The 19,565-nt window shown below is 63.1% G+C and carries 18 protein-coding genes and 1 pseudogene; 10 read left to right on the forward strand and 9 right to left on the reverse strand.

The genetic code is table 11. The annotated features are described in order from the left end of the window. Nucleotides 1–417: 417 nt before the first annotated feature. Entirely contained in the window at nt 418–1,650 is a 1,233-nt protein-coding gene (gene ltrA / locus EN859_RS06800; RefSeq protein WP_127852886.1) for a group II intron reverse transcriptase/maturase, read from the forward strand. Nucleotides 1,651–2,523: 873 nt separating this feature from the next. Then, a pseudogene (locus EN859_RS06805) lies at nt 2,524–2,695 on the forward strand (IS701 family transposase); the annotation flags it as partial. A 48-nt stretch (nt 2,696–2,743) separates the two neighbouring features. Here EN859_RS06805 and EN859_RS06810 read toward each other — a convergent pair. From EN859_RS06810 to EN859_RS06835, 6 genes are all read right to left on the reverse strand, one after another. Further along, nucleotides 2,744–3,742 (reverse strand): proline racemase family protein, encoded by a 999-nt coding sequence (locus EN859_RS06810; RefSeq protein ID WP_127852875.1) that lies wholly within the window; start codon nt 3,740–3,742, stop codon nt 2,744–2,746. After that, the gene (locus tag EN859_RS06815) at nt 3,739–4,542 is read right to left on the reverse strand and encodes an oxaloacetate decarboxylase (RefSeq protein ID WP_127852874.1); all 804 of its coding nucleotides are present in this window, start codon (nt 4,540–4,542) and stop codon (nt 3,739–3,741) included. Before EN859_RS06815 ends, EN859_RS06810 begins: the two co-directional genes overlap by 4 nt. Nucleotides 4,543–4,621: 79 nt before the next feature. Next, nucleotides 4,622–5,479 (reverse strand): hypothetical protein, encoded by an 858-nt coding sequence (locus EN859_RS06820; RefSeq protein ID WP_127852873.1) that lies wholly within the window; start codon nt 5,477–5,479, stop codon nt 4,622–4,624. Between the two features lie 90 nt (nt 5,480–5,569). Then, the gene (locus EN859_RS06825; RefSeq protein ID WP_189501750.1) at nt 5,570–6,226 is read right to left on the reverse strand and encodes an HAD family phosphatase; all 657 of its coding nucleotides are present in this window, start codon (nt 6,224–6,226) and stop codon (nt 5,570–5,572) included. Continuing rightward, nucleotides 6,226–6,711: a dUTP diphosphatase gene (gene dut, locus EN859_RS06830; RefSeq protein ID WP_127852871.1), complete on the reverse strand. Its 486-nt coding sequence runs from the start codon at nt 6,709–6,711 to the stop codon at nt 6,226–6,228. Before dut ends, EN859_RS06825 begins: the two co-directional genes overlap by 1 nt. Before the next feature lie 68 nt (nt 6,712–6,779). After that, a complete protein-coding gene (locus tag EN859_RS06835) occupies nt 6,780–7,250 on the reverse strand; it encodes an Lrp/AsnC family transcriptional regulator (RefSeq protein WP_127852870.1) in 471 nt (156 codons plus the stop codon). A 115-nt stretch (nt 7,251–7,365) separates the two neighbouring features. Between EN859_RS06835 and EN859_RS06840 the strand changes: the two genes are divergently transcribed. Then, nucleotides 7,366–7,581 carry a DUF6356 family protein gene (locus EN859_RS06840; protein WP_127852869.1) on the forward strand — a complete coding sequence of 72 codons (216 nt, stop codon included), beginning with the start codon at nt 7,366–7,368 and terminating at the stop codon, nt 7,579–7,581. Nucleotides 7,582–8,180: 599 nt separating this feature from the next. Here the strand turns inward: EN859_RS06840 and EN859_RS06850 are convergent. Further along, on the reverse strand, nt 8,181–9,257 hold the full coding sequence (locus tag EN859_RS06850) for an FAD-binding oxidoreductase (protein ID WP_127852868.1): 1,077 nt from the start codon (nt 9,255–9,257) through the stop codon (nt 8,181–8,183). 130 nt (nt 9,258–9,387) lie between these two features. Between EN859_RS06850 and EN859_RS06855 the strand changes: the two genes are divergently transcribed. From EN859_RS06855 to EN859_RS06865, 3 genes are all read left to right on the forward strand, one after another. Then, nucleotides 9,388–9,984: a TetR/AcrR family transcriptional regulator gene (locus EN859_RS06855; protein WP_127852867.1), complete on the forward strand. Its 597-nt coding sequence runs from the start codon at nt 9,388–9,390 to the stop codon at nt 9,982–9,984. After that, entirely contained in the window at nt 9,981–10,907 is a 927-nt protein-coding gene (locus EN859_RS06860; protein WP_127852866.1) for a haloalkane dehalogenase, read from the forward strand. Before EN859_RS06855 ends, EN859_RS06860 begins: the two co-directional genes overlap by 4 nt. An 84-nt stretch (nt 10,908–10,991) precedes the next feature. Further along, a complete protein-coding gene (locus tag EN859_RS06865) occupies nt 10,992–12,584 on the forward strand; it encodes a peptide chain release factor 3 (protein ID WP_127852865.1) in 1,593 nt (530 codons plus the stop codon). Between the two features lie 151 nt (nt 12,585–12,735). Here EN859_RS06865 and EN859_RS06870 read toward each other — a convergent pair whose 3' ends face one another. Next, complete coding sequence (locus EN859_RS06870; RefSeq protein WP_127852864.1) at nt 12,736–13,206, reverse strand: VOC family protein; 471 nt, start codon at nt 13,204–13,206, stop codon at nt 12,736–12,738. A 302-nt stretch (nt 13,207–13,508) separates the two neighbouring features. Between EN859_RS06870 and ilvD the strand changes: the two genes are divergently transcribed. The 3 genes from ilvD to EN859_RS06885 all read left to right on the forward strand — a co-directional run bounded on the left by ilvD (nt 13,509) and on the right by EN859_RS06885 (nt 17,860). Then, a complete protein-coding gene (gene ilvD, locus EN859_RS06875) occupies nt 13,509–15,353 on the forward strand; it encodes a dihydroxy-acid dehydratase (protein WP_127852863.1) in 1,845 nt (614 codons plus the stop codon). Nucleotides 15,354–15,531: 178 nt separating this feature from the next. Next, nucleotides 15,532–16,812 carry an amidohydrolase family protein gene (locus tag EN859_RS06880; RefSeq protein WP_127852862.1) on the forward strand — a complete coding sequence of 427 codons (1,281 nt, stop codon included), beginning with the start codon at nt 15,532–15,534 and terminating at the stop codon, nt 16,810–16,812. A 127-nt stretch (nt 16,813–16,939) separates the two neighbouring features. After that, nucleotides 16,940–17,860: a DMT family transporter gene (locus EN859_RS06885; protein ID WP_127852861.1), complete on the forward strand. Its 921-nt coding sequence runs from the start codon at nt 16,940–16,942 to the stop codon at nt 17,858–17,860. 17 nt (nt 17,861–17,877) lie between these two features. Here the strand turns inward: EN859_RS06885 and EN859_RS06890 are convergent, their stop codons facing one another. Further along, entirely contained in the window at nt 17,878–18,780 is a 903-nt protein-coding gene (locus tag EN859_RS06890) for a phosphotransferase family protein (protein ID WP_127852860.1), read from the reverse strand. A 150-nt stretch (nt 18,781–18,930) separates the two neighbouring features. Here EN859_RS06890 and EN859_RS06895 point away from each other — a divergent pair, with 150 nt between their 5' ends. Further along, entirely contained in the window at nt 18,931–19,563 is a 633-nt protein-coding gene (locus EN859_RS06895) for a class I SAM-dependent methyltransferase (protein WP_127852859.1), read from the forward strand. The last annotated feature ends 2 nt before the right edge of the window (nt 19,564–19,565 follow it).

Consider the following 19,565-nt stretch of genomic DNA (forward strand, 5'->3'; position numbering starts at 1 on the left):
CAGACGTCGGCAGTGACGCCGCGGGGGTGGTGTAACTCCGTTCGGGCTACGCCCTCACTGCGTCACACCACCCCCGCCGAGTCTCATCTTGATTGACGCTGAATCTCATCCTGATCGCCGCGCCGCAAGTCAGCAGAGGGCGTAGTAGGTGATGCTGTCGGCAAGGCTAGTGAGGCACTCCAAGGCCGAAAGGCGGAGCAAACGGATAGGCCGAGCCGGAAACGATGACCGAAGGCCCGAACGATTGGAAGTGGCAAGTAGGACTGGCAACTCATGAGTGGAAAGCGGCAGAAGACCCAGTATTCACTGGCCCTAGAACCGAGGGATCGGGGTGAAGCCCCTGCCAGCGGTTACCAAGGGGCCGAACCGCTCGTGGCGAAGTCTGCACACGAAAGCCCGGCTTGGACAGAACAACTGATGGAGACGGTATGTAGCCGAGAGAATCTGGAAACAGCGTGGAAACGCGTTCGAAGCAACAAGGGCGGTCCAGGCGTGGATGGGATGACCATCGACGACGCCAAGGGCTACCTGCGTGAGCACTGGCCAAGCATTCGGGATCGATTGCTCAAGGGAACCTACCAGCCACAGCCGGTCAAGCGGGTCGAAATCCCCAAGCCGGAGGGCGGGGTCAGAAAGCTCGGCGTGCCTTGCGTCGTCGACAGGCTGATCCAGCAAGCCCTGCTGCAGGTTCTCCAGGAGCAGTGGGACCCGACATTCTCCGAGCACAGCTACGGCTTCCGTCCGGGACGCTCCGCTCATCAAGCGGTAGCCCAAGCGCAATGCTACATTGCCGAGGGCTACAGCTACGTGGTCGATCTTGATCTCGAAAGATTTTTCGATCGAGTCAATCACGACAGCCTGATGGCGCGCGTCGCCGCGAGGGTGGCGGACAAGCGTGTGCTCAAACTCATCCGGGCATTCCTCAATGCCGGGGTGATGGAGGACGGCTTGGTCCGTCCGGTGGACGAGGGGACCCCGCAAGGCGGTCCGCTCTCGCCCCTCCTGAGTAACCTCCTGCTCGACGACCTCGACAGCGAACTGGCCCGACGTGGTCTCCGCTTCTGCCGCTACGCCGACGACTGCAACATCTATGTTCGCAGCCGCCGCGCCGGCGAACGGGTCATGGCTTCCGTAAGCCGGTTCCTGACCCAGAAGCTGCGGCTGAAGGCCAACGAGGCGAAGAGCGCGGTGGCGCGGCCGGAGGAGCGGAAGTTCCTGGGGTTCAGCATCGCGAATGACGGGAGCGAGCGGCGCATCGCGCCGAAGGCCCTCGCCAAATTCAAGGCGCTAATCCGGGATATGACACGCCGGACCCGGGGCATAAGTCTGCCGCAGCTGGTCAAGGAGCTGAAGCCATACCTCATCGGATGGCGCGGCTACTTCGGCTTCTGCCAGACCCCGCGGGTGCTTACGAACTTGGAAGCGTGGACCCGCCGAAGATTACGTATGTATCTTTGGCGGCAATGGGAGAACGGGCACAACCGCTACAAGGAGCTGCGCCGTCGTGGCGTGCCAAAGCTCCGGGCCGCGGTTGCTGCCGGTTCACCGACGGGATTCTGGCGCATGTCAGGACACCCGGCGGTCCAACAGGCCCTGCGCAACCACCACTTCGAGTCGCTCGGTCTCCCCCGTCTCTATGTCTCTGTCTAAGCTTAATCCGGTCGAACCGCCGTGGTACGTGATCCGTATGCCCGGTGGTGTGGGAGGGGCGGCGCCGCGAGGCGTCCCCCTATCCCGATCTCTGACCCGATGCCGCCTTTCAGTTGCGAGCGCCGCTTGCTGGAGCTGCGTTAGTCATTCGGAGACCAATGGTATTTTTAGTGGAACGCTAATATACATAGACGCTCGAACGAGCAGCGCCTGCCGAATACCTGAGGAATGCCATGCGAAGGTTCATCTTCACGGCAATGTGTATCGCCGCCGCAACAACCGCTAACGCCCATGATTGGTACGAAGACAAGATTGACCCACAGACGAAATTCAAGTGTTGCGGTGGTTCTGATTGCCGCGCCATACCTCGGTCTTCGGTGCGGTCCAGGATTGATGGCGGTTACACTTACTTGCCGCATAATTTCATCATCCCACGGGACCGTGTACAGGAATCCACAGACGACCAATACCATATCTGCGAGAATACCTACGTCATAACTAATCAGCTGTATTTGCGTTGCTTTTTCGCACCTCGGGTCAAGATCTCCCTACTTCTCCCACGTCAAAGGTAAATACTGCGCGTCGCTGCCGGGATCGACATCGGCAAGGTGCGCAGCTGCGGCAAATTCGGTCGCGCCGCTCGCTGCCCCGAACGGACTTTCGCGTTCGCTACACGGGAAAGCATCCGATAGCGGATTGTCCGCTTCTTGGCGCGTTCCGGAAGTGGCTCCGATCCTGACCGACTTCCGGAGTTCAACCTAAAGCGGACTCTCGTCAGCCATCGCACAACGTGTTTATGAGTTCACGGCCTAGCACTACTTTGGCAGTTATTTAGCGGCGGGCGAGTTTTGGAATTCCCAAGCGAGAGTTTGCGTGATTCATGGGAGGTCGGCGTATGGAGGGCCGATCAATGGACGTGGACTGGCAAACCGATCTCGAGCACTGGCTTCGGCCGTTTTTGGCAGGTCTTTCGCATCCAGCTCGGCGCCGGATGTGTCCGCTGTACATTGCTGGTCTGATCGGGCCGGGCGACCGTAAGAGCGTGCATGGGGCGGAAAAGTTCATCTACCACGCTTGACCACGGTCATAAGAGCTAGCGCAGCAGGAACCCGCGCCCCAGCTCGTCATCGGCCTCGACGATGAATTCGGCCCGGCCTGAGTAGTAGGCGCGGCCGCCGACACGGGCGATGACCGCGTCATGCGAGCCGGCTCTGGCCGTCCGCGCTACTGCGCCGGAAAAGCGCGAGCCGGCGATGCTCTCGAACAACCGCGTCTGGCCGATCTCGATCTCGCCCTTGGCATACATCGCCGCCAGCCGGGCGGTGACGCCCGAGCCGGTCGGTGAACGGTCAACCTCGGCCTCGGCAAAGACGCAGATGTTTTTCGTCGGCCGGCTGGAAAACGCGTCGTCGCCGTCGGTCAGGATGGTGCCGTAGAGGAAGGCAAGGTCGGCATGATCGGGATGCGACAGCGGGAATTCGGCCTTGAGCTTTTCCGTCAGCGCCGTTGCCGCATCGACGAAATCGCGCACGCGGTTGCGGCCGAATTCCAGCCCGAACTGGCGGCAATCGGCCAGCGCATAGAAAGCGCCGCCATAGGCGATTTCGAAGCCGACCACGCCGAAACCCGGCAGGTCGACCTTCTGGTCGCGGGCGAAGAGAAAGGCTGGCACGCTTTCGAACGACACGGCATCCGCCTTGCCGCCTTGCACCTCCACCGAGGCGACGACCAGTCCGCACGGAGCTTCGATATTGACCGTTGTCACCGGCTCCTGCAGCGCCACCAGCCCCTCGTCGACGGCATAGCGGCCGAGCGCAACGATGGCGTGGCCGCACATGGTCGAATAACCCTCATTGTGCATGAACAGCACCGCTAGGTCGGCGCTGGGCAGGTCCGGCTCGACCAGCAGCGCGCCATACATGTCGTAATGGCCGCGCGGCTCGAACATCAGGATCTTCCGCAGATGATCGAGGTGATCGCGTACATAGGCGCGCTTTTCCAGGATGGTGCCCACTGGGATTGGCGGGTAACCGCCGGTGACGATCCTCAGCGGCTCGCCGCCGGTGTGCATGTCGACAACAGTGAGCGTCATGCGTCGGGCTTGGAAAACAGCGCCTGCAGCTTGCCGAAAGGCATGGCGGCGCGGGCGAAGCCGAAGCTGCCGTCCTGCAGGATCTCGCGCGCCGCCGTCTCCAGCATGCCGAAGGCGAAATTGGTCAGCCCGGATCCGAGCGAGATGCGCTTGACCCCTGCCTGGGCGAGGTCGGCGATGGTGAAGTCGGGCCTCGCCAGCACATTGACCGGCCTGGTTACCGCCGAACACACCGTTCGCACCGTCTCGATGTCACCGAGGCCCGGCGCGTAGAGCACGTCGGCGCCGGCCTTCTCGAAAGCCTGCAGCCGCTTGATCGTGTCGTCGATGTCGGGCTTGCCCCACAGAAAATTCTCGGCCCGCGCGGTGAAAACGAAATCGCGCTTCAGCGCCCGCGCTGCTTCTGCCGCTGCGGCGACACGCTCGACGGCGTGCGAGAAATCGTAGATCGGCTTGTCCGGATCACCGGTGTGGTCCTCGATCGAGCAGCCGGCAAGGCCTGCCGCCTCGGCCGCGAAGATGGTCTCGGCGGCGCTTGTCGCACTGTCGCCCTTGCCTCGCTCGAGATCGGCCGAGACCGGCAGGTTGGTCGCCGCCGTCACATCACGGCAGTGATGGATCATCGTCTCGAATGTCACCGCGCCGTCGGGCAGGCCACGCGAAAAGGCAAAGCCGGCGCTGGTCGTCGCCAGGGCCTTGAAGCCGAAGGAGGTCAGCAGCTTCGTCGTGCCGACATCCCAGGGGTTGGGCATGACGAAGGTCGAGGCATGCAGGTCGCGAAAGATCTTGCCCTTGTCCATGGATGTGTCCCCTTCAGGTGCGGGTGTGAGACCGGATTCTATCGTGCCGATTTGCGGCGGGCAAACGAATGCGGTTGGCTCAGAAGCGTTTGGCGTTCTCTGCTGCCAAATCGTCGAGCGCATCGGAATCCTTGACATAGCGCGACGCGGCCCTGTCCCAATGATAGGTGACGGAAATGTCGTGCGACGAAGCCTCTGGCGGCTGTTGCTCGTCGCAGCTTTCGCTGCTCGGCACGGTGGCGTCGGTCACCGTCACCTTGATCGCAGCATAGGGCTGACCGTCCGCGATCGACTGGAAGGCCACGTCCTGCGTGCGCTTGTGGGTGCAGACGTTCTCGTCGAACGTATAGATCATGTCGATCAGCTCGAATCGGTCGTTGCGGACCAGGATCAGCGGCGTGATCACATAGCCCTGGCTCGAATTGAAATGCGTGCTCATCGTGATGATGGCGTCATCGCCGGGGCCGACTGCAAGCTTGCCCGGATCGCGGAAATAGGTGCTCCGGTCGACGGCGACATTGACAGTGTCGAGCAATCTCGGCTTGCCAGTGAGATCGTAGAGCGCCAGCGCCGCAAAGCCCTCGGCGCTGTCAGGAGATTGCCCGAGATCGAACAGCATCGTCAGCCGGTTCTTGCCGCCGACCTTGATGTCGAGCACGGCAACGTAGGGAAGGCTTGATGTCGGAGGTGGTGAGCCGTCGTATTCGGCTCCGGCGATATGGCGCATCTTGGTCGGCAATGTGCCCTCGTAGAGGCCGTCCTTGCCCGCCGCCAGATCGGGAACGACCATCCTGGCGAGGTCGAGATAGCTGACGTCCTTGCGGCCGGGGATGGTGCTGCCCAGATCCGGAAAACTGACACCTTGTGCGCCCGCTGCCGTCCACAGGCATGGCAGCAGCAGGCAAGCAAGGATGAAGCGAAGCAGGATGCAGTTCATGTGGTTCGGCATCTCGTTCAGTCGGGCGTATGCAAGCTAGCATGAACGATTTGGGCGTCCAGCGGCCACATGCAGCCTGAAGTGGGCCGATCAGTGGATTGGCACCAGTCCGGCCAGCTCGCGCATATCGTCGAACAAGATGCCGCCGGCTTCGGCCAGTCCGTCTCGGTCGGTATGCGGGTCGCCGTGATAGGAATAAACGCGCATGCCGGCGGCGATGCCGGCCAGCGTCCCGGCGACGCTGTCCTCGATGACGATGCAGTCAGCGGACACGAAGCCCATCGTCGTAGCCGCGTGCAGGAACAGGTCTGGAAACGGCTTGCCACGGCTGACCATGGTCGAGCTGAACAGCGCGTGCTCGAATAGCGGCAGCAGCCCTGTCTGGCCGAGTGTGATGTGCATTTTCGAAACCCGTGCCGACGAGGCGACGCAGGTGGCGATGCCGGCGGCGCGCACGGCTTCGATGAACTCGCGAACATATGGAATAGCTTCGACGCCGTGTGCGAACAGGTCCGGCAGGCCGGCGTTCCAGCGCTCGACGAAATCGGCGCCGAGGCTGACGCCCGTCGTCTCGACTTCCTTCTGCACCGAGACCATGCTGCGGCCGGAAAAGTTCTTGCGGCAATATTCGAAGCTTGCCGGAAAGCCGGCGGCGCCGAGCCATTCGGCGAGGCGTCGATTGGCAAGGTTCTCTGTGTCGACCAGAACCCCGTCGCAATCGAAGATAACCAGTTTTGGAATTCTCATCAGGCCGTGCCGGTCGACCCGAATCCGCCCGAGCCGCGCATCGTGCCGCCTGTCAACGTGCGCTCCTCGACCGCTACCTGCGTCACCGAAGCGAAAACGATCTGGGCGATCCGCATGCCGCGCGTCACCGTGAAGTCCTCGTCGCCGTGGTTGATCAACAGCACCTTCACCTCGCCACGATAATCGCTGTCGATGGTGCCCGGCGTGTTGAGGCAGGTGATGCCGTGCTTGAAGGCGAGACCGGAGCGCGGCCGAATTTGGCCTTCCATGCCTTCCGGAATTTCGAGGATCAGCCCGGTTGGCACCAGCGCGCGCTTTCCGGGCAGGATCAGCAGCGGCCGGTCATCCGGCACCGCAGCGCGCAGGTCCATGCCGGCCGCGCCTGAGCTTTCATAGGCGGGAAGCGGCAGGCCCTCGCCATGCGGCAACCTGACGAAGCCGACTGGCGGACCAATGACGGAGGAAGGATAAAGGGCTGCGCGCATAAGGCCGATCCTATCGTCGCGAACACCGATTCGGTCAACTCGGCCGCAGTGCTATCAACGGCTTTCTTTCAGCGCAGTTCCACCGGAACGACCGTCGTCTCCTTGATCTCCTCCATGACGAAGGAGGCCGAAACGTCCGACAGTGCCACCTTGGCTATCAGCCGCTGGTAGAGCCGGTCATAGGCCTTCACGTCGGCAACGCGGGCGCGCAGTACATAGTCGAGATCGCCGGACATGCGGTAGACGCCGGTGATCTCGGGAAAGCCGGTCACCGCTGCGCGGAATTTCTGCAGCCAGTCCGGATCGTGATGGGAGGTCCGGATCAGCACGAACACCGATAGGCCAAGCCCGAGCTTGTCGGCATCGACCAGCGCCACCCGGCCGGTGATGACGCCGTCCTCCTCCAGCCGCTTCACCCGGCGCCAGCAGGCGTTGCGCGATAGCGATACTCTTTCCGACAATTGGTCGACCGACAGCGTGCCGTCACGTTGCAGCTCCGCTAGCAATCTTCGATCGATTTCATCGATTTCCTGTGCCATGTGGGATGCTTGTCCCAACAATTGGCCAAAGACAAGGATATTTTGGGATCGATGAACTGGCGAGGCGTGTCAGGATACCCAAGATCGGGCTTCACACGCTGAAAAGGGGATCAGCATGACCACATGGCTTGCACGACTTTTCACTTCTCACCCGGCTACGGTGGGCGAAACCTATTTCGGCCACATGGCGTTCGCCGCGTGGTTTTCGTCGCGATTGTTCATGGCGGCTTTCGCCGCGCTCGTTCACGCTTTCTTGCCGTTTTTGTTCGACTCTACGGCAAGCGGAATCATCCGCGAGCTCTACGAACGGACGCACAACAGGGGACGCTAGCAGCAAATGTGCCGGTGGGCGGCCTATCTCGATCCGCAAGGCGCCGTATCGCGCGCCACCAGCCGGGTCATCGACGCCGCGCGCCGCGCCAGCTTTGAGCCGGCTCTGAAACTCACCGCAGCTTTTTCGGACGGGCAAGCGCTGTGTGCGGTCCGCTACGCCACTGACGATCATGCACCGACGCTCTACACCTCGGTCTTCCGCAACGGCGGCGGGCGATGCATCGTTTCCGAACCCGTCGACCGGACGGCGGCGACTGGCAGGCGATCCCGCATCAAGCTTCGTCACCATCACCAGAGATGGCATAAGCATCCGTCCGTTCGCGCTGCAGCCGGTAAGACTGGCGCTAGCCGTATAGATCCCTCGCCCAACCGCGGCGACGTCGCGGGACAGGGCCCCTCTTTCCTTCGCTCTTTGCCAAAACTTGGCATCTCCCCCCACAAGGAGTGGAGATCGGCAGCTCCGCCGACTCCGTCATTGTTGGGCGTCGGAGATTGGCGAAAGCCATCGTGACATCCAATCTCCCCACCCGTGGGGAGATGTCCGGCAGGACAGAGGGGGGCGTGGAGCGCGGACTGCAATCGACCTCGGCGGCGCGGCTATTGAGAGAAGCGCTCCAGCCCATAAGGCGCCAGCAGCGGATCGCGCGCGCCGTCGAGGATTTCCCGGGCAGCAAACAGGCCGACAGCGGGCGCCAGCGTGATGCCGGAATGCATGACCGCTACATAGACACCGCTAGCGCCTTCAGCGCGTCCGATGATTGGAAAGCCGTCGATGGGCGTCGGCCGGTAGCCGACGGTGTGGAAATCCAGTTCCAATCCGTCGGCGCCGCGCAGCATGGCCTTCATCGCTGAAAACAGGTCGCGGGCGGTGGCTTCGGCATCCATACCCGGATCGGCGCCGCCGAAATCCGAGCCGGCGATGATGCGGCGTTCAGCCGTCTGGCGCATATGCAGCCGATCGCCGATCACCAGGCCGTTGAGTAGTTTTTTGTATGGACGCGAATGCACGATCAGGCCGGGCGGGGTCTCGATCGGCAGTTTTATGCCGGCCGTCGCGGCTATTGCCGCAGAACCGGCTCCCGCAGCGATCACCACCTCGTCGGCAGCAATGTGCCCGCCGGATGTATCCACGCCGGTAAGCATGCCGTTGATCTGTGTCAGTGCGGTGACCGCCGTTCCGGTCAGCACCCGCGCACCGAGCCGCTCGGCGTCGGCCAGGAGCGCTTGCGTGGTGGCAACCGGCTCGGCGACGCCTTCCTCGGCCACATAGAGAGCGAAATCGGGAAGCTCGGTCAGGTTGGGCTCGATGAGTCCGGCTTGCGCACGGTCGACGCGCTCGATGCCATAGCCCCAGGCGGAATGTTCGGCAGCATAGGCTTCCAATTCGGCCGCTGGCAGGTCCCAGCACAGGCCGCCGCACCAGGCGAGCGGAATGCCGGGCAGATCCTTCGCCAGCCGCGTCCATTCGGCCATCGAGCGGGTGCGCAGCCGGAAATACTTTTCCGGATTGCCCCAGCTGGCATTGATCCAGGCAAAGGAATTCGGCGTCGCGACGCCGCCGGCACCGCTATCGTCGATGATCGTCACCCGCGCCCCGGCCTTCGCCAGGTGCCAGGCAATGGAGGCGCCGATGATGCCGGCGCCGATGACGATCACCTCATGTGCCGCTGTCATGCTCTTTCCTCGCTGTGCGTCCACACCGTCCGTAGAAGCACTCCGATGCCACTGCCGGCGCGTTCTGCCAATAGATCACTGCGCCAAATGCGACTCTTGACAATAATACGTACGTACGTATTATATCGAGATGGCTAGACATTCACTTCGCGAAAAGCTCCTCGACGCTGGTTTCAAGACCATCTGGAATTCCGGTTACTCCTCCGCCGGCGTGCGCGACATCGTCGCCGCGGCCGATGCCCGTCCGGGGTCCTTCACCAACCATTTTGCCTCCAAAGAGGCGTTTGCTGCCGAGGTCCTCGACCGTTATTTCGCCTATGTCAGCGGTTTGGTCGAACAGGCCCTTGCCCGGGACGGTACGGCCCCTGTCGCGCGCTTGCGCCGCTACCTAGACGTCATCACCTCAAAGCTGGAGGCGCATGATTGGGCACAGGGGTGCATGATCGGCAATCTCAGCCTTGAGACAGCGGCGCACAGCGAGCCGCTGCGGCTGCAGCTCGTCGCAATCTTCGAACGCTGGCGCAAGCCTTTCGCCGAGTGCATCGCCGAGGGCCAGGCGGCCGGCCACATCACCGATGCCTTCGATGCCGAGGACCTTGCCGACTTCCTTTTGAGCTCCTGGCAAGGCGCGATGCTGCGCATGAAGGTCGAACGCAGCCCCGAGCCGCTCGAGCGCTTCAAGAACATCGTCTTCAAAACAGTCTTCGTAGAGGAGCCGATCCGATGAACCCGAAACACGAAAAGCAGCAATCCAGTATCGTGATGCCGCGCTCGCAAGTCGCGGTGCTCGATTCCACCATGTCCTATGTCGAGGCCGGCACGGCCGGTCCGACGGTGCTCTTCCTGCACGGCAACCCGACCTCGTCCTACATCTGGCGCGGCATCATCCCGCATGTGGCGCCGTTCGGCCGCTGCATCGCGCCCGACCTGATAGGCTTTGGCCAATCCGGCAAGCCTGACATCGACTATCGCTTCTTCGACCATGTCCGTTACCTCGACGCTTTCCTCGAGGCGCTTGGCATCGCCAATATGATCATAGTCGCGCAGGACTGGGGCACGGCGCTCGCCTTCCATCTCGCCGCTAGGCGGCCACGAAACATTCTCGGCTTAGCCTTCATGGAGTTCATCCGTCCCTTCGGATGCTGGGACGATTTTCATCAGCGCCCGCAGGCGCGTGAATTGTTCAAGGCGCTGCGCACGCCGGATGTCGGTGAAAAGCTTGTCCTGGAAGACAACATCTTCGTCGAAAAGGTGCTGCCGGCCTCGGTGCTACGCACGATGAGCGATGACGAGATGGCAGCCTACCGGGCGCCGTTCCCGACGCCGCAGTCGCGCAAGCCGATCCTGCGCCTGCCGCGGGAATTGCCGATCGAAGGCCAGCCCACCGATGTCGCCGCCATCAGTGAGCACGACCATCGCGCGCTCCGGCTTTCCTCTTACCCGAAGCTGCTTTTCTCAGGCGACCCCGGCGCCCTCGTCTCGCCGCAAGCGGCACGGGAATTCGCAGCCGGCCTGAAGAACTGCCGGCTGATCGATCTCGGACCCGGCGCGCATTATTTGCAGGAGGACCATGCCGACAGCATCGGCGCCGCCATTGCCGGCTGGATACCCGAGATCGCCTTCGAGAGCCGTGTGATCGAACCGGCCTGACGCCGGAGGGTGAACCGCCGGGACAGGTCGACAGCTCAACACTGCGCTGCTAGAAGCCGGCCTGTCATACGGAAATCCTGAATAATGCCTGAAACGATAACAGAAGCGGTGGCCCGCCGCCGTACTTTCGCGATCATCGCGCACCCCGACGCCGGCAAGACGACGCTTACCGAAAAGCTGCTTCTGTTCGGCGGCGCCATCCAGCTTGCCGGCGAGGTCAAGGCCAAGAAGGATCGCATCCAGACCCGTTCGGACTGGATGAAGATCGAGCGCGAGCGCGGAATTTCGGTCGTCACCTCGGTGATGACCTTCGAGTACGAGGACAACGTCTTCAACCTGCTCGATACGCCCGGCCACGAGGATTTCGCCGACGACACCTACCGCACGCTGTCGGCGGTCGATGCGGCGGTCATGGTCATCGACGCCGCCAAGGGCATCGAGCCGCGCACGCTGAAGCTGTTCGAGGTCTGCCGGCTGCGCGACATCCCGATCATCACCTTCGTCAACAAGATGGATCGCGAAAGCCGCGACCCGTTCGATATCCTCGACGAGATCGAGCAGAAGCTCGCACTGGACACCGCGCCGATCACCTGGCCGATCGGTCGGGGAAAAACCTTTTCCGGCACCTATCATTTGGCGCTGAATGCCGTGCGCAGGGGCGATGCGGAAAAGGAGCGTACGCCGGTCAACGGTCCCGATTCCAACCGCGTTGCCGGCCTGTTGCCGGAAAACGAGCGTGAGGATTTTATCGAGGAACTGGAGCTGGCACGCGAAGCCTGCCGTCCGCTCGACATCGACTCCTTCCGCGAAGGTCATCTGACGCCGGTCTATTTCGGCTCGGCGCTGCGCAATTACGGTGTGCGCGACCTGATCGAAGCGCTCGGCGCCTACGGGCCGCCGCCGCGCGCGCAGGAGGCCGACACCCGCAAGGTCGAGGCGACCGAGGACAAGATGACCTCGTTCGTCTTCAAGATCCAGGCCAACATGGATCCCAATCACCGCGACCGCATCGCTTTCGTCCGCGTCTGCTCGGGCAAGCTCGAGCGCGGCATGAAGGTCAAGCTGGTGCGCACCGGAAAACCGATGTCACTGTCGGCGCCGCAATTCTTCTTCGCCCGCACCCGCGTCACCGCCGACGAGGCCTTTGCCGGCGACGTCGTCGGCATCCCCAACCACGGCACGTTGCGCATCGGCGACACGCTGACCGAGGGCGAGGAGATCCTGTTCCGCGGCGTGCCGAATTTTGCGCCGGAAATCCTGCGCCGCGTCCGCCTCGGCGACGCGATGAAGGCCAAGAAGCTGAAGGAGGCGCTGCACCAGATGGCCGAGGAAGGCGTCGTGCAATTGTTCTCGCCGGAGGACGGCTCACCGGCCATCGTCGGTGTCGTCGGCGCCCTGCAGCTCGACGTGCTGAAGGAGCGGCTGAACATCGAATATACGCTGCCCGTCGATTTCGAGATGTCGCGGTTTTCGGTCTGCCGATGGATATCGGCCGACGACAGGCTGGAGCTTCAGCGCTTCATCGAGGCGCATCGGGGCGACATCGCCCGCGACCTCGACAATGACCCGGTATTCCTGGCCCAGCATGCCTTTTCGCTCAACTATGAAGCTGAGCGCTGGAAGGCGATCCGCTTCGCAGCGGTGAAGGACTATCAGGTCCGCGACAAGGCGGCTTGAGCAGAGAGAAGGTGGCCGAGCGAAGCTCGGTCGGATGAGGTGTGTTCCAGGCTGGCACCATCGCGCTCCGTCCGGTACCCCTCAACCGTCTTGGCGCTACGCGCCAATCCGCCTTCTCCCACAAGGAGAAGAAGGGAAGGATCGTTTTCGCTCAGCCCTTGGCCGCCTGCTCAAGCTTGGCGATGTCGATCTTGCCCATCTGCATCATCGCCTGCATGACGCGGCCGGCCTTGGCCCGGTCCGGATCTTGCAGCAGTCGCGGCAGCTGTTCCGGCACGACCTGCCAGGAGACGCCGAACTTGTCCTTCAGCCAGCCGCAGGGGCCGGGCTCGCCACCACCCTCGGTGAACCTGCTCCAGAAATGATCCACCTCTTCCTGCGTCTTGCAGTCGATCGACAGCGAGATCGCCTCGGTGAACTTGTATTGCGGTCCACCGTTGAGCGCCCGGAACGGCACGCCGTCGAGCTCGAACGAGGCCACCAGCATGCTGCCTTCAAGAGCGTGCCCCTTGGGCCAGCGCGTGACGCTCACCACCTTCGAATTCTTGAAGATGGAGATGTAGTGGTTCATGGCCTCTTCGGCTTGGCCGTCGAACCATAGGAAGGTGGTGATTTTCTGCATCTCTTGCTCCTCGGGCTGGTTTGCAATTGGCTTCCAATGTGAAACGGCCGGCTTGGCGATCGGTCCCTTGATCCCTGCCGTTGCCCAAGGACGCCCGAGCGAAGCGCGATCCGACAGCACCTCCGATTTTTTCATCCGCCATGACCGACTTGCCATCTTTGGCCTCAGGCCTGGCCGCCCGTCTCTATCTGGTGCATCGCAAAACTGTGGTCAGAGCAGGTTGTGGCGTCTATAACGCCTGCGATCCGAATTCCGCTATGCCGCGCCGCCAATCGAGCGCGCCAGCCAGCAAGGAAAGACGCATGCCCGCCTATCGCTCCCGCACAACCACCCATGGCCGCAACATGGCCGGCGCCCGCGGTCTCTGGCGCGCCACCGGGATGAAGGATTCCGACTTTGGCAAGCCGATCATCGCCGTGGTCAATTCCTTCACCCAGTTCGTGCCGGGTCATGTCCACCTCAAGGATCTTGGCCAGCTAGTCGCCCGCGAGATCGAAAAGGCCGGCGGCGTCGCCAAGGAATTCAACACCATCGCTGTCGACGACGGCATCGCCATGGGCCATGACGGCATGCTCTATTCGCTGCCGTCGCGCGAATTGATCGCCGACTCGGTCGAGTACATGGTCAACGCGCACTGCGCCGACGCCATGGTCTGTATCTCCAATTGCGACAAGATCACTCCGGGCATGCTGATGGCTTCGCTGCGCCTCAACATCCCGACCGTCTTCGTCTCCGGCGGGCCGATGGAAGCCGGCAAGGTCGTGCTCGCCGGCAAGACGCAGGCGCTCGATCTGGTCGACGCCATGGTGGCCGCAGCCGACGACAAGATCTCCGACGAGGACGTCAAGGTCATCGAGCGCTCGGCCTGCCCGACCTGCGGCTCCTGCTCCGGCATGTTCACCGCCAATTCGATGAACTGCCTGACGGAAGGGTTGGGCCTGTCGCTGCCCGGCAATGGCTCGACGCTGGCCACCCATGCCGACCGCAAGCGTCTGTTCGTCGAGGCCGGCCATCTGATCGTCGATCTCGCCCAGCGTTACTACGAGCAGAACGACAACACCGCACTGCCGCACAGCATCGCCTCGAAGGGCGCCTTCGAGAACGCCATGACGCTCGATATCGCCATGGGTGGTTCAACCAACACCGTGCTGCACATCCTGGCCGCCGCGCATGAGGGCGAGGTCGATTTCACCATGGAGGACATCGACCGGCTGTCGCGGCGGGTCCCTGTGCTGTGCAAGGTGGCGCCGGCCAAGGCCGACGTCCACATGGAAGATGTCCACCGCGCCGGCGGCATCATGGCGATCCTCGGCCAACTCGACGAAGCCGGGCTGATCAACCGCGACCTGCCGACGGTGCACGCGGCGAGCCTCGGCGAAGCGCTCGACCATTGGGATGTTTCCCGCACGACCAGCCAGAACGTCCGCGATTTCTTCCTGGCGGCACCGGGCGGCGTGCCGACGCAGGTCGCCTTCAGCCAGGACCGTCGCTGGGACGAGCTCGATCTCGACCGCGAGAAGGGCGCCATCCGCTCGGCTGCGCATCCGTTTTCCAGGGATGGCGGCCTTGCCGTGCTGAAAGGCAACCTGGCGCTCGACGGCTGCATCGTGAAGACCGCAGGCGTCGACGAGTCGATCCTGAAATTCATCGGCCCGGCCAGGGTATTCGAAAGCCAGGATGCCAGCGTCAAGGCGATCCTGGGGAACGAGATCAAGGCCGGCGATGTCGTCGTCATCCGTTACGAAGGGCCGCGCGGCGGCCCCGGCATGCAGGAGATGCTCTATCCGACCAGCTATCTGAAGTCGAAGGGCCTCGGCAAGGCCTGCGCGCTGATCACCGACGGCCGCTTCTCCGGCGGCACCTCCGGCCTGTCGATCGGCCATGTCTCGCCGGAAGCGGCGGAAGGTGGCCTGATCGGGCTGGTCAGGGAAGGCGACACGATCGAGATCGACATTCCGAACCGCACGGTTCATCTCGCGGTAAGCGACGCCGAGCTGGCCGCTCGCCGCGCGGCGATGGAGGCGAAAGGGTCCGCTGCCTGGAAGCCCGAGGAAAAGCGCAAGCGCAAGGTGACGACGGCGTTGCGCGCCTATGCCTCGATGGCGACCAGTGCGGCAAAAGGCGCGGTAAGGTACGTGCCGGAATGAGGGACCGAACCGGTGCGGAGAGCGGCGTGATGCTGTTCCCGCGCCGGATACCTCAAGGCATAAACTGGTTATGTCTCGCGAGATCATGAACTCGTTGATGATGTCGCGCATGGTCCAGCGGTAACCTGTCTTTTTTGCGTCACCATGGCTTTGTGATTCTTCAACAGGATGACGACAGATGAATTTCGACCTGATTGTCCGTGGTGGAACGCTGCCAGACGGCACCATCGCCGACATAGGCATCATCGGCGAGACGATCGCGGCCATCGACCCCGAACTGAACGTCACCGCCGGCGCGGCGATCGATGCCCATGGCAATCTGGTCTCGCCGCCCTTCGTCGATCCGCACTTTCACATGGACGCGACGCTCTCCCTGGGCATTCCGCGCATCAACGTTTCGGGCACGCTGCTCGAAGGCATTTCGCTGTGGGGCGAGTTGAAGCCCCTGCTGACCCACGAGGCCGTGCGCGAGCGCGCGCTCGCCTATTGCGACTGGGCGGTGTCGATGGGCCTGCTCGCCATCCGCACCCATGTCGATGTCTGTGACGACCGGCTGCTGGCGGTCGAAGCCCTGCTCGACGTGAAGAAAACGGTCGCGCCCTATATCGATCTGCAGCTGGTCGCCTTCCCGCAGGACGGGTTTTACCGCTCGCCGACGGCGCGCCAAAACACCCTCCGCGCGCTCGACACGGGCGTCGATGTCGTCGGCGGCATTCCGCATTTCGAGCGCACCATGGCCGACGGCACGCGCTCCGTCACCGAACTGTGCGAGATCGCGGCCAAGCGCGGCCTGATGGTCGACCTGCATTGCGACGAGACCGACGACCCGCTGTCGCGCCACATCGAGCAGCTTGCCTATGAAACGCAGCGCCTTGGGTTGCAGGGCAGGGTCGCCGGCTCGCATCTCACCTCGATGCATTCCATGGACAATTACTACGTCTCGAAGCTGTTGCCGCTGATCGCCGAGGCCGGCGTCTCGGCGATCCCCAATCCTTTGATCAACATCATGCTGCAGGGCCGTCACGATACGTTTCCAAAGCGCCGCGGCCTGACCCGCGTCAAGGAGATGCTCGCCCACGGCATCCGCGTCGGCTGGGGCCAGGATTGCGTGCTCGATCCCTGGTATTCGCTGGGCACCGCCGACATGCTCGACGTTGCCTTCATGGGCCTTCACGTCGCACAGATGTCGAGCCCGGCCGAGATGGCGCGCTGTTTCGACATGGTCACCAATGTCAACGCCGCCATCATGGGCCTCGATCATCTCGGCCTGGCGGTCGGCAAGCGCGCCAGCCTCGTCGTTGTCGACGCCGGTAATCCGGTCGAGGCCTTGCGCCTGCGTCCCGAGCGCCTCTGCGTCATTGCCAGGGGCAAGGTGGTGGCCGAGCGGACCAGGCAGGAAACGCGGCTTTCGATCGCCGGCCGGCCAGGCAAGGTGAACCGGCGGCATAGGTCCGCCTAGGTCCACGACCTAGAACCAGCCGATTCCCGGCGCTGGTCTTACTGATTTCCCGATTTCCGCTCGTCAAGACTGCCGCTTTGCGTCTACGACGCGGTTCACCGTACACACGGGAGGAACCGGCAACGGCATGGCGCAGCCCGCAGCCCAGAATTCGACGATCAGGAACGTGCTGCTAGCCGGCATCCTGTTGATGCTGGCCGGAGACTTCCTGTTCGCCTTGAACGATGCGATGGGCAAATGGCTGGTCGCCAGCTTTTCCGTCGGCCAGGTCGTGATGATCCGCTCGATCGGCGCCTTTTTCGTGCTCGGCCCGATGATCGCGCATCAAGGCCCCGGCAAGCTGTTTCGCATGGAGCGGCCGGAACTTCAGCTCTTGCGCGTGGTGATGACGACGCTCGACACTGGGCTGTTCTATGCCGCCGTCATCTATCTGCCGCTCGCCGACGTCATGAGCTTCTATATGGCCGGGCCGATCTACGTCGCAGCGCTGTCGCATCTTTTGCTTGGCGAAAAGGTCGGCTGGCGCCGCTGGATGGCGATCCTGGTCGGTTTCTGCGGTGTGCTGATCATGCTGAAGCCCTCCTCGGCTGCGTTTTCGCTGTCGTCGATGTTCGCTCTGGCCGGCAGCATCGCCTTCGCTTTCGCCATCATCCTCAACCGGCGGCTGCGCGGCACCAGCGACACCTCGCTCGTTACCTGGCAAACCATCGGCACCTTGCTGGTCGGCGCGGTGCTGACGACCAGCACGTGGCAGACGCCATCCTCGCTCGATTTCGGCGCCATGCTGCTGCTCGGCATCGTCTCCTGTGGTGCGCATCTGATGATCACCAGGGCGCTGAAGCTGGCGCCGGCCTCGACATTGGCGCCGCTGCACTACAGCCTGCTGTTGTGGGCCGTCATCTTCGGGCTCGTCTTCTTTGGCGACGCGCCCGGCCCGCGCATCCTGATCGGCTCGGCCATCGTCGTGTTGGCCGGCCTGTTCATCTTCCATCGCCAGAAGGTGGTCGACACCGTACTGCCCGAAAACGTGCCGAAAGGTGTAAATTAGGGTCCAGACTTCTGGACCTAACCAACGCGCACCGCCGCCAGATGTCGCGAAAACTCCGGCGTCTCCATCAGCGCCTTGCAGCGTGAAAAACGACCGTCGGCATAGGCACGGAAATCATCGACCGGATTGTTGTTGGCAAGCTGGATCAGCCCCCAAAGCGTCCACAAAAGGTCGCACATCGCTTTGTAGATGACGACGCGGCCGCGCTCGGCCGGCGTCGGCTGGCGGCCGAAATAGGCGTGCATCATCTTTTCGTCCTGCGCCGCGTCGAATTTACCTTCGACCGAAAGGTCACCGAGATCCCAGAGCGGATCGTTCATTCCCGAATATTCCCAGTCGACGATCCACATCCTGTCGCCCGTGTCGAGGAAGTTCTCGCACAACGGATCGCAGTGGCAGGCGACGATGGGGAGTGGATTGGCGGCAAGTGCCGAGTGCACGACCCCGGCCTCGCGCACGACGTCGTGATATCCGGCGGGCAGCTCGACATCCTTGGTCGACAGCACCTTCAGATAGTCGTCGATCATCGCAAAAAGCTCGAAGCGGAAGGGAAATACCGCGCCGGATGTGTGCAGCTTGCGGAAGGCTTTGCCGGCGCGTGCCGGACTGCCCGATCGCGTCTTGAATTCTTCCGGCGACATCGTTTCCGCGCCGGCGACGAAGCGCGTCACCATCATGCCGGTCTTTTCGTCGAAATGCAGCACGTCCGGGCTGACGCCGGCCCTCGCCGCCTCTCGTGCCGCCACCGCTTCGTTGGCACGGTTGACATATTCCTCGGTGCCTTTGCCCGGGATACGCAGGCAGAGGTCTCCGGCCCTGAAGACGAGATTGGTAAGGCCGCCGAGCCGTTCCAGCGGCCCCTCGTAACCGGCCAGCGTCGGAATGCCGGCAAGCGTCGCGCGTGCTTCGTCCTCCACCATCACTGCGTCCCCATCACGCCGTTATTTGTCGCGACGACGGTTCCACAGTTTTCGCCGTTTGGCTATCATCAGATCGCAGATGGCCACTGCAGCGCAGCGCGTCCGTCTGGACATGCGAAAGCACTTTGACTTACGGCGGACGGAGCAGCGATGACGGACAGCAAGCATCAGGGTGCGCTCGGCGCTGTCTATGCGGCCAAGCGCCCCGAGGAGGTGGCGGCGCTATACGACCGCTGGTCCGACACCTACGATGCCGACATGTCGGCGGCCGGCTACCGCCATCCGACCATCTGCCTTGCCTTGCTTGCCCGCCATTTGCCGCGTGGCGCGGCACCGCTTCTCGATGCCGGCGCCGGCACCGGGCTGATCGGCGAATGGCTCGCCATCACCGGCTATCCCAAGGTCGAGGCGCTCGACATCTCGGAGGGCATGCTGGCCAAGGCAGCGCGCAAAGGCGTCTATTCGGCACTTCACTGCCTGGCGCTCGGCGGTCCGCTGCCTTTCGCGGATGGCGCCTACGCCGGCATCGTATCGGCCGGCGTCTTCACCTCGGGCCATGTCGGCGCCGAAGGGCTGGACGAACTGATCCGCGTCTGCCGGCCGGGCGGGGTGTTCGTGCTGACGGTCAAGAACACGCTGTGGGAAGCGGGTTTTTCCACGCGGATCGCTGCCCTGGAGGCGCAAGGCATCGTCACCCGCGCCGAGGAGACGCTGCCCTATGTCTCCATGCCGGGCGAGGCAGACACCGTGCCCAGCCGCGGTCTCGTCCTGCGCGTGAACTGATC

It is taken from the genome of Mesorhizobium sp. M00.F.Ca.ET.216.01.1.1, from assembly GCF_004010325.2.
Classification (GTDB): Bacteria; Pseudomonadota; Alphaproteobacteria; order Rhizobiales; family Rhizobiaceae; genus Mesorhizobium.

Bases quoted from the DNA above. Each gene is read 5' to 3' on its own strand.
- ltrA (WP_127852886.1), top strand. From the start codon at position 418: ATGGAGACGGTATGTAGCCGAGAGAATCTGGAAACAGCGTGGAAACGC.
- EN859_RS06810 (WP_127852875.1), bottom strand. From the start codon at position 3,742: ATGACGCTCACTGTTGTCGACATGCACACCGGCGGCGAGCCGCTGAGG.
- EN859_RS06815 (WP_127852874.1), bottom strand. From the start codon at position 4,542: ATGGACAAGGGCAAGATCTTTCGCGACCTGCATGCCTCGACCTTCGTC.
- EN859_RS06820 (WP_127852873.1), bottom strand. From the start codon at position 5,479: ATGAACTGCATCCTGCTTCGCTTCATCCTTGCTTGCCTGCTGCTGCCA.
- EN859_RS06825 (WP_189501750.1), bottom strand. From the start codon at position 6,226: ATGAGAATTCCAAAACTGGTTATCTTCGATTGCGACGGGGTTCTGGTC.
- dut (WP_127852871.1), bottom strand. From the start codon at position 6,711: ATGCGCGCAGCCCTTTATCCTTCCTCCGTCATTGGTCCGCCAGTCGGC.
- EN859_RS06835 (WP_127852870.1), bottom strand. From the start codon at position 7,250: ATGGCACAGGAAATCGATGAAATCGATCGAAGATTGCTAGCGGAGCTG.
- EN859_RS06840 (WP_127852869.1), top strand. From the start codon at position 7,366: ATGACCACATGGCTTGCACGACTTTTCACTTCTCACCCGGCTACGGTG.
- EN859_RS06850 (WP_127852868.1), bottom strand. From the start codon at position 9,257: ATGACAGCGGCACATGAGGTGATCGTCATCGGCGCCGGCATCATCGGC.
- EN859_RS06855 (WP_127852867.1), top strand. From the start codon at position 9,388: ATGGCTAGACATTCACTTCGCGAAAAGCTCCTCGACGCTGGTTTCAAG.
- EN859_RS06860 (WP_127852866.1), top strand. From the start codon at position 9,981: ATGAACCCGAAACACGAAAAGCAGCAATCCAGTATCGTGATGCCGCGC.
- EN859_RS06865 (WP_127852865.1), top strand. From the start codon at position 10,992: ATGCCTGAAACGATAACAGAAGCGGTGGCCCGCCGCCGTACTTTCGCG.
- EN859_RS06870 (WP_127852864.1), bottom strand. From the start codon at position 13,206: ATGCAGAAAATCACCACCTTCCTATGGTTCGACGGCCAAGCCGAAGAG.
- ilvD (WP_127852863.1), top strand. From the start codon at position 13,509: ATGCCCGCCTATCGCTCCCGCACAACCACCCATGGCCGCAACATGGCC.
- EN859_RS06880 (WP_127852862.1), top strand. From the start codon at position 15,532: ATGAATTTCGACCTGATTGTCCGTGGTGGAACGCTGCCAGACGGCACC.
- EN859_RS06885 (WP_127852861.1), top strand. From the start codon at position 16,940: ATGGCGCAGCCCGCAGCCCAGAATTCGACGATCAGGAACGTGCTGCTA.
- EN859_RS06890 (WP_127852860.1), bottom strand. From the start codon at position 18,780: ATGGTGGAGGACGAAGCACGCGCGACGCTTGCCGGCATTCCGACGCTG.
- EN859_RS06895 (WP_127852859.1), top strand. From the start codon at position 18,931: ATGACGGACAGCAAGCATCAGGGTGCGCTCGGCGCTGTCTATGCGGCC.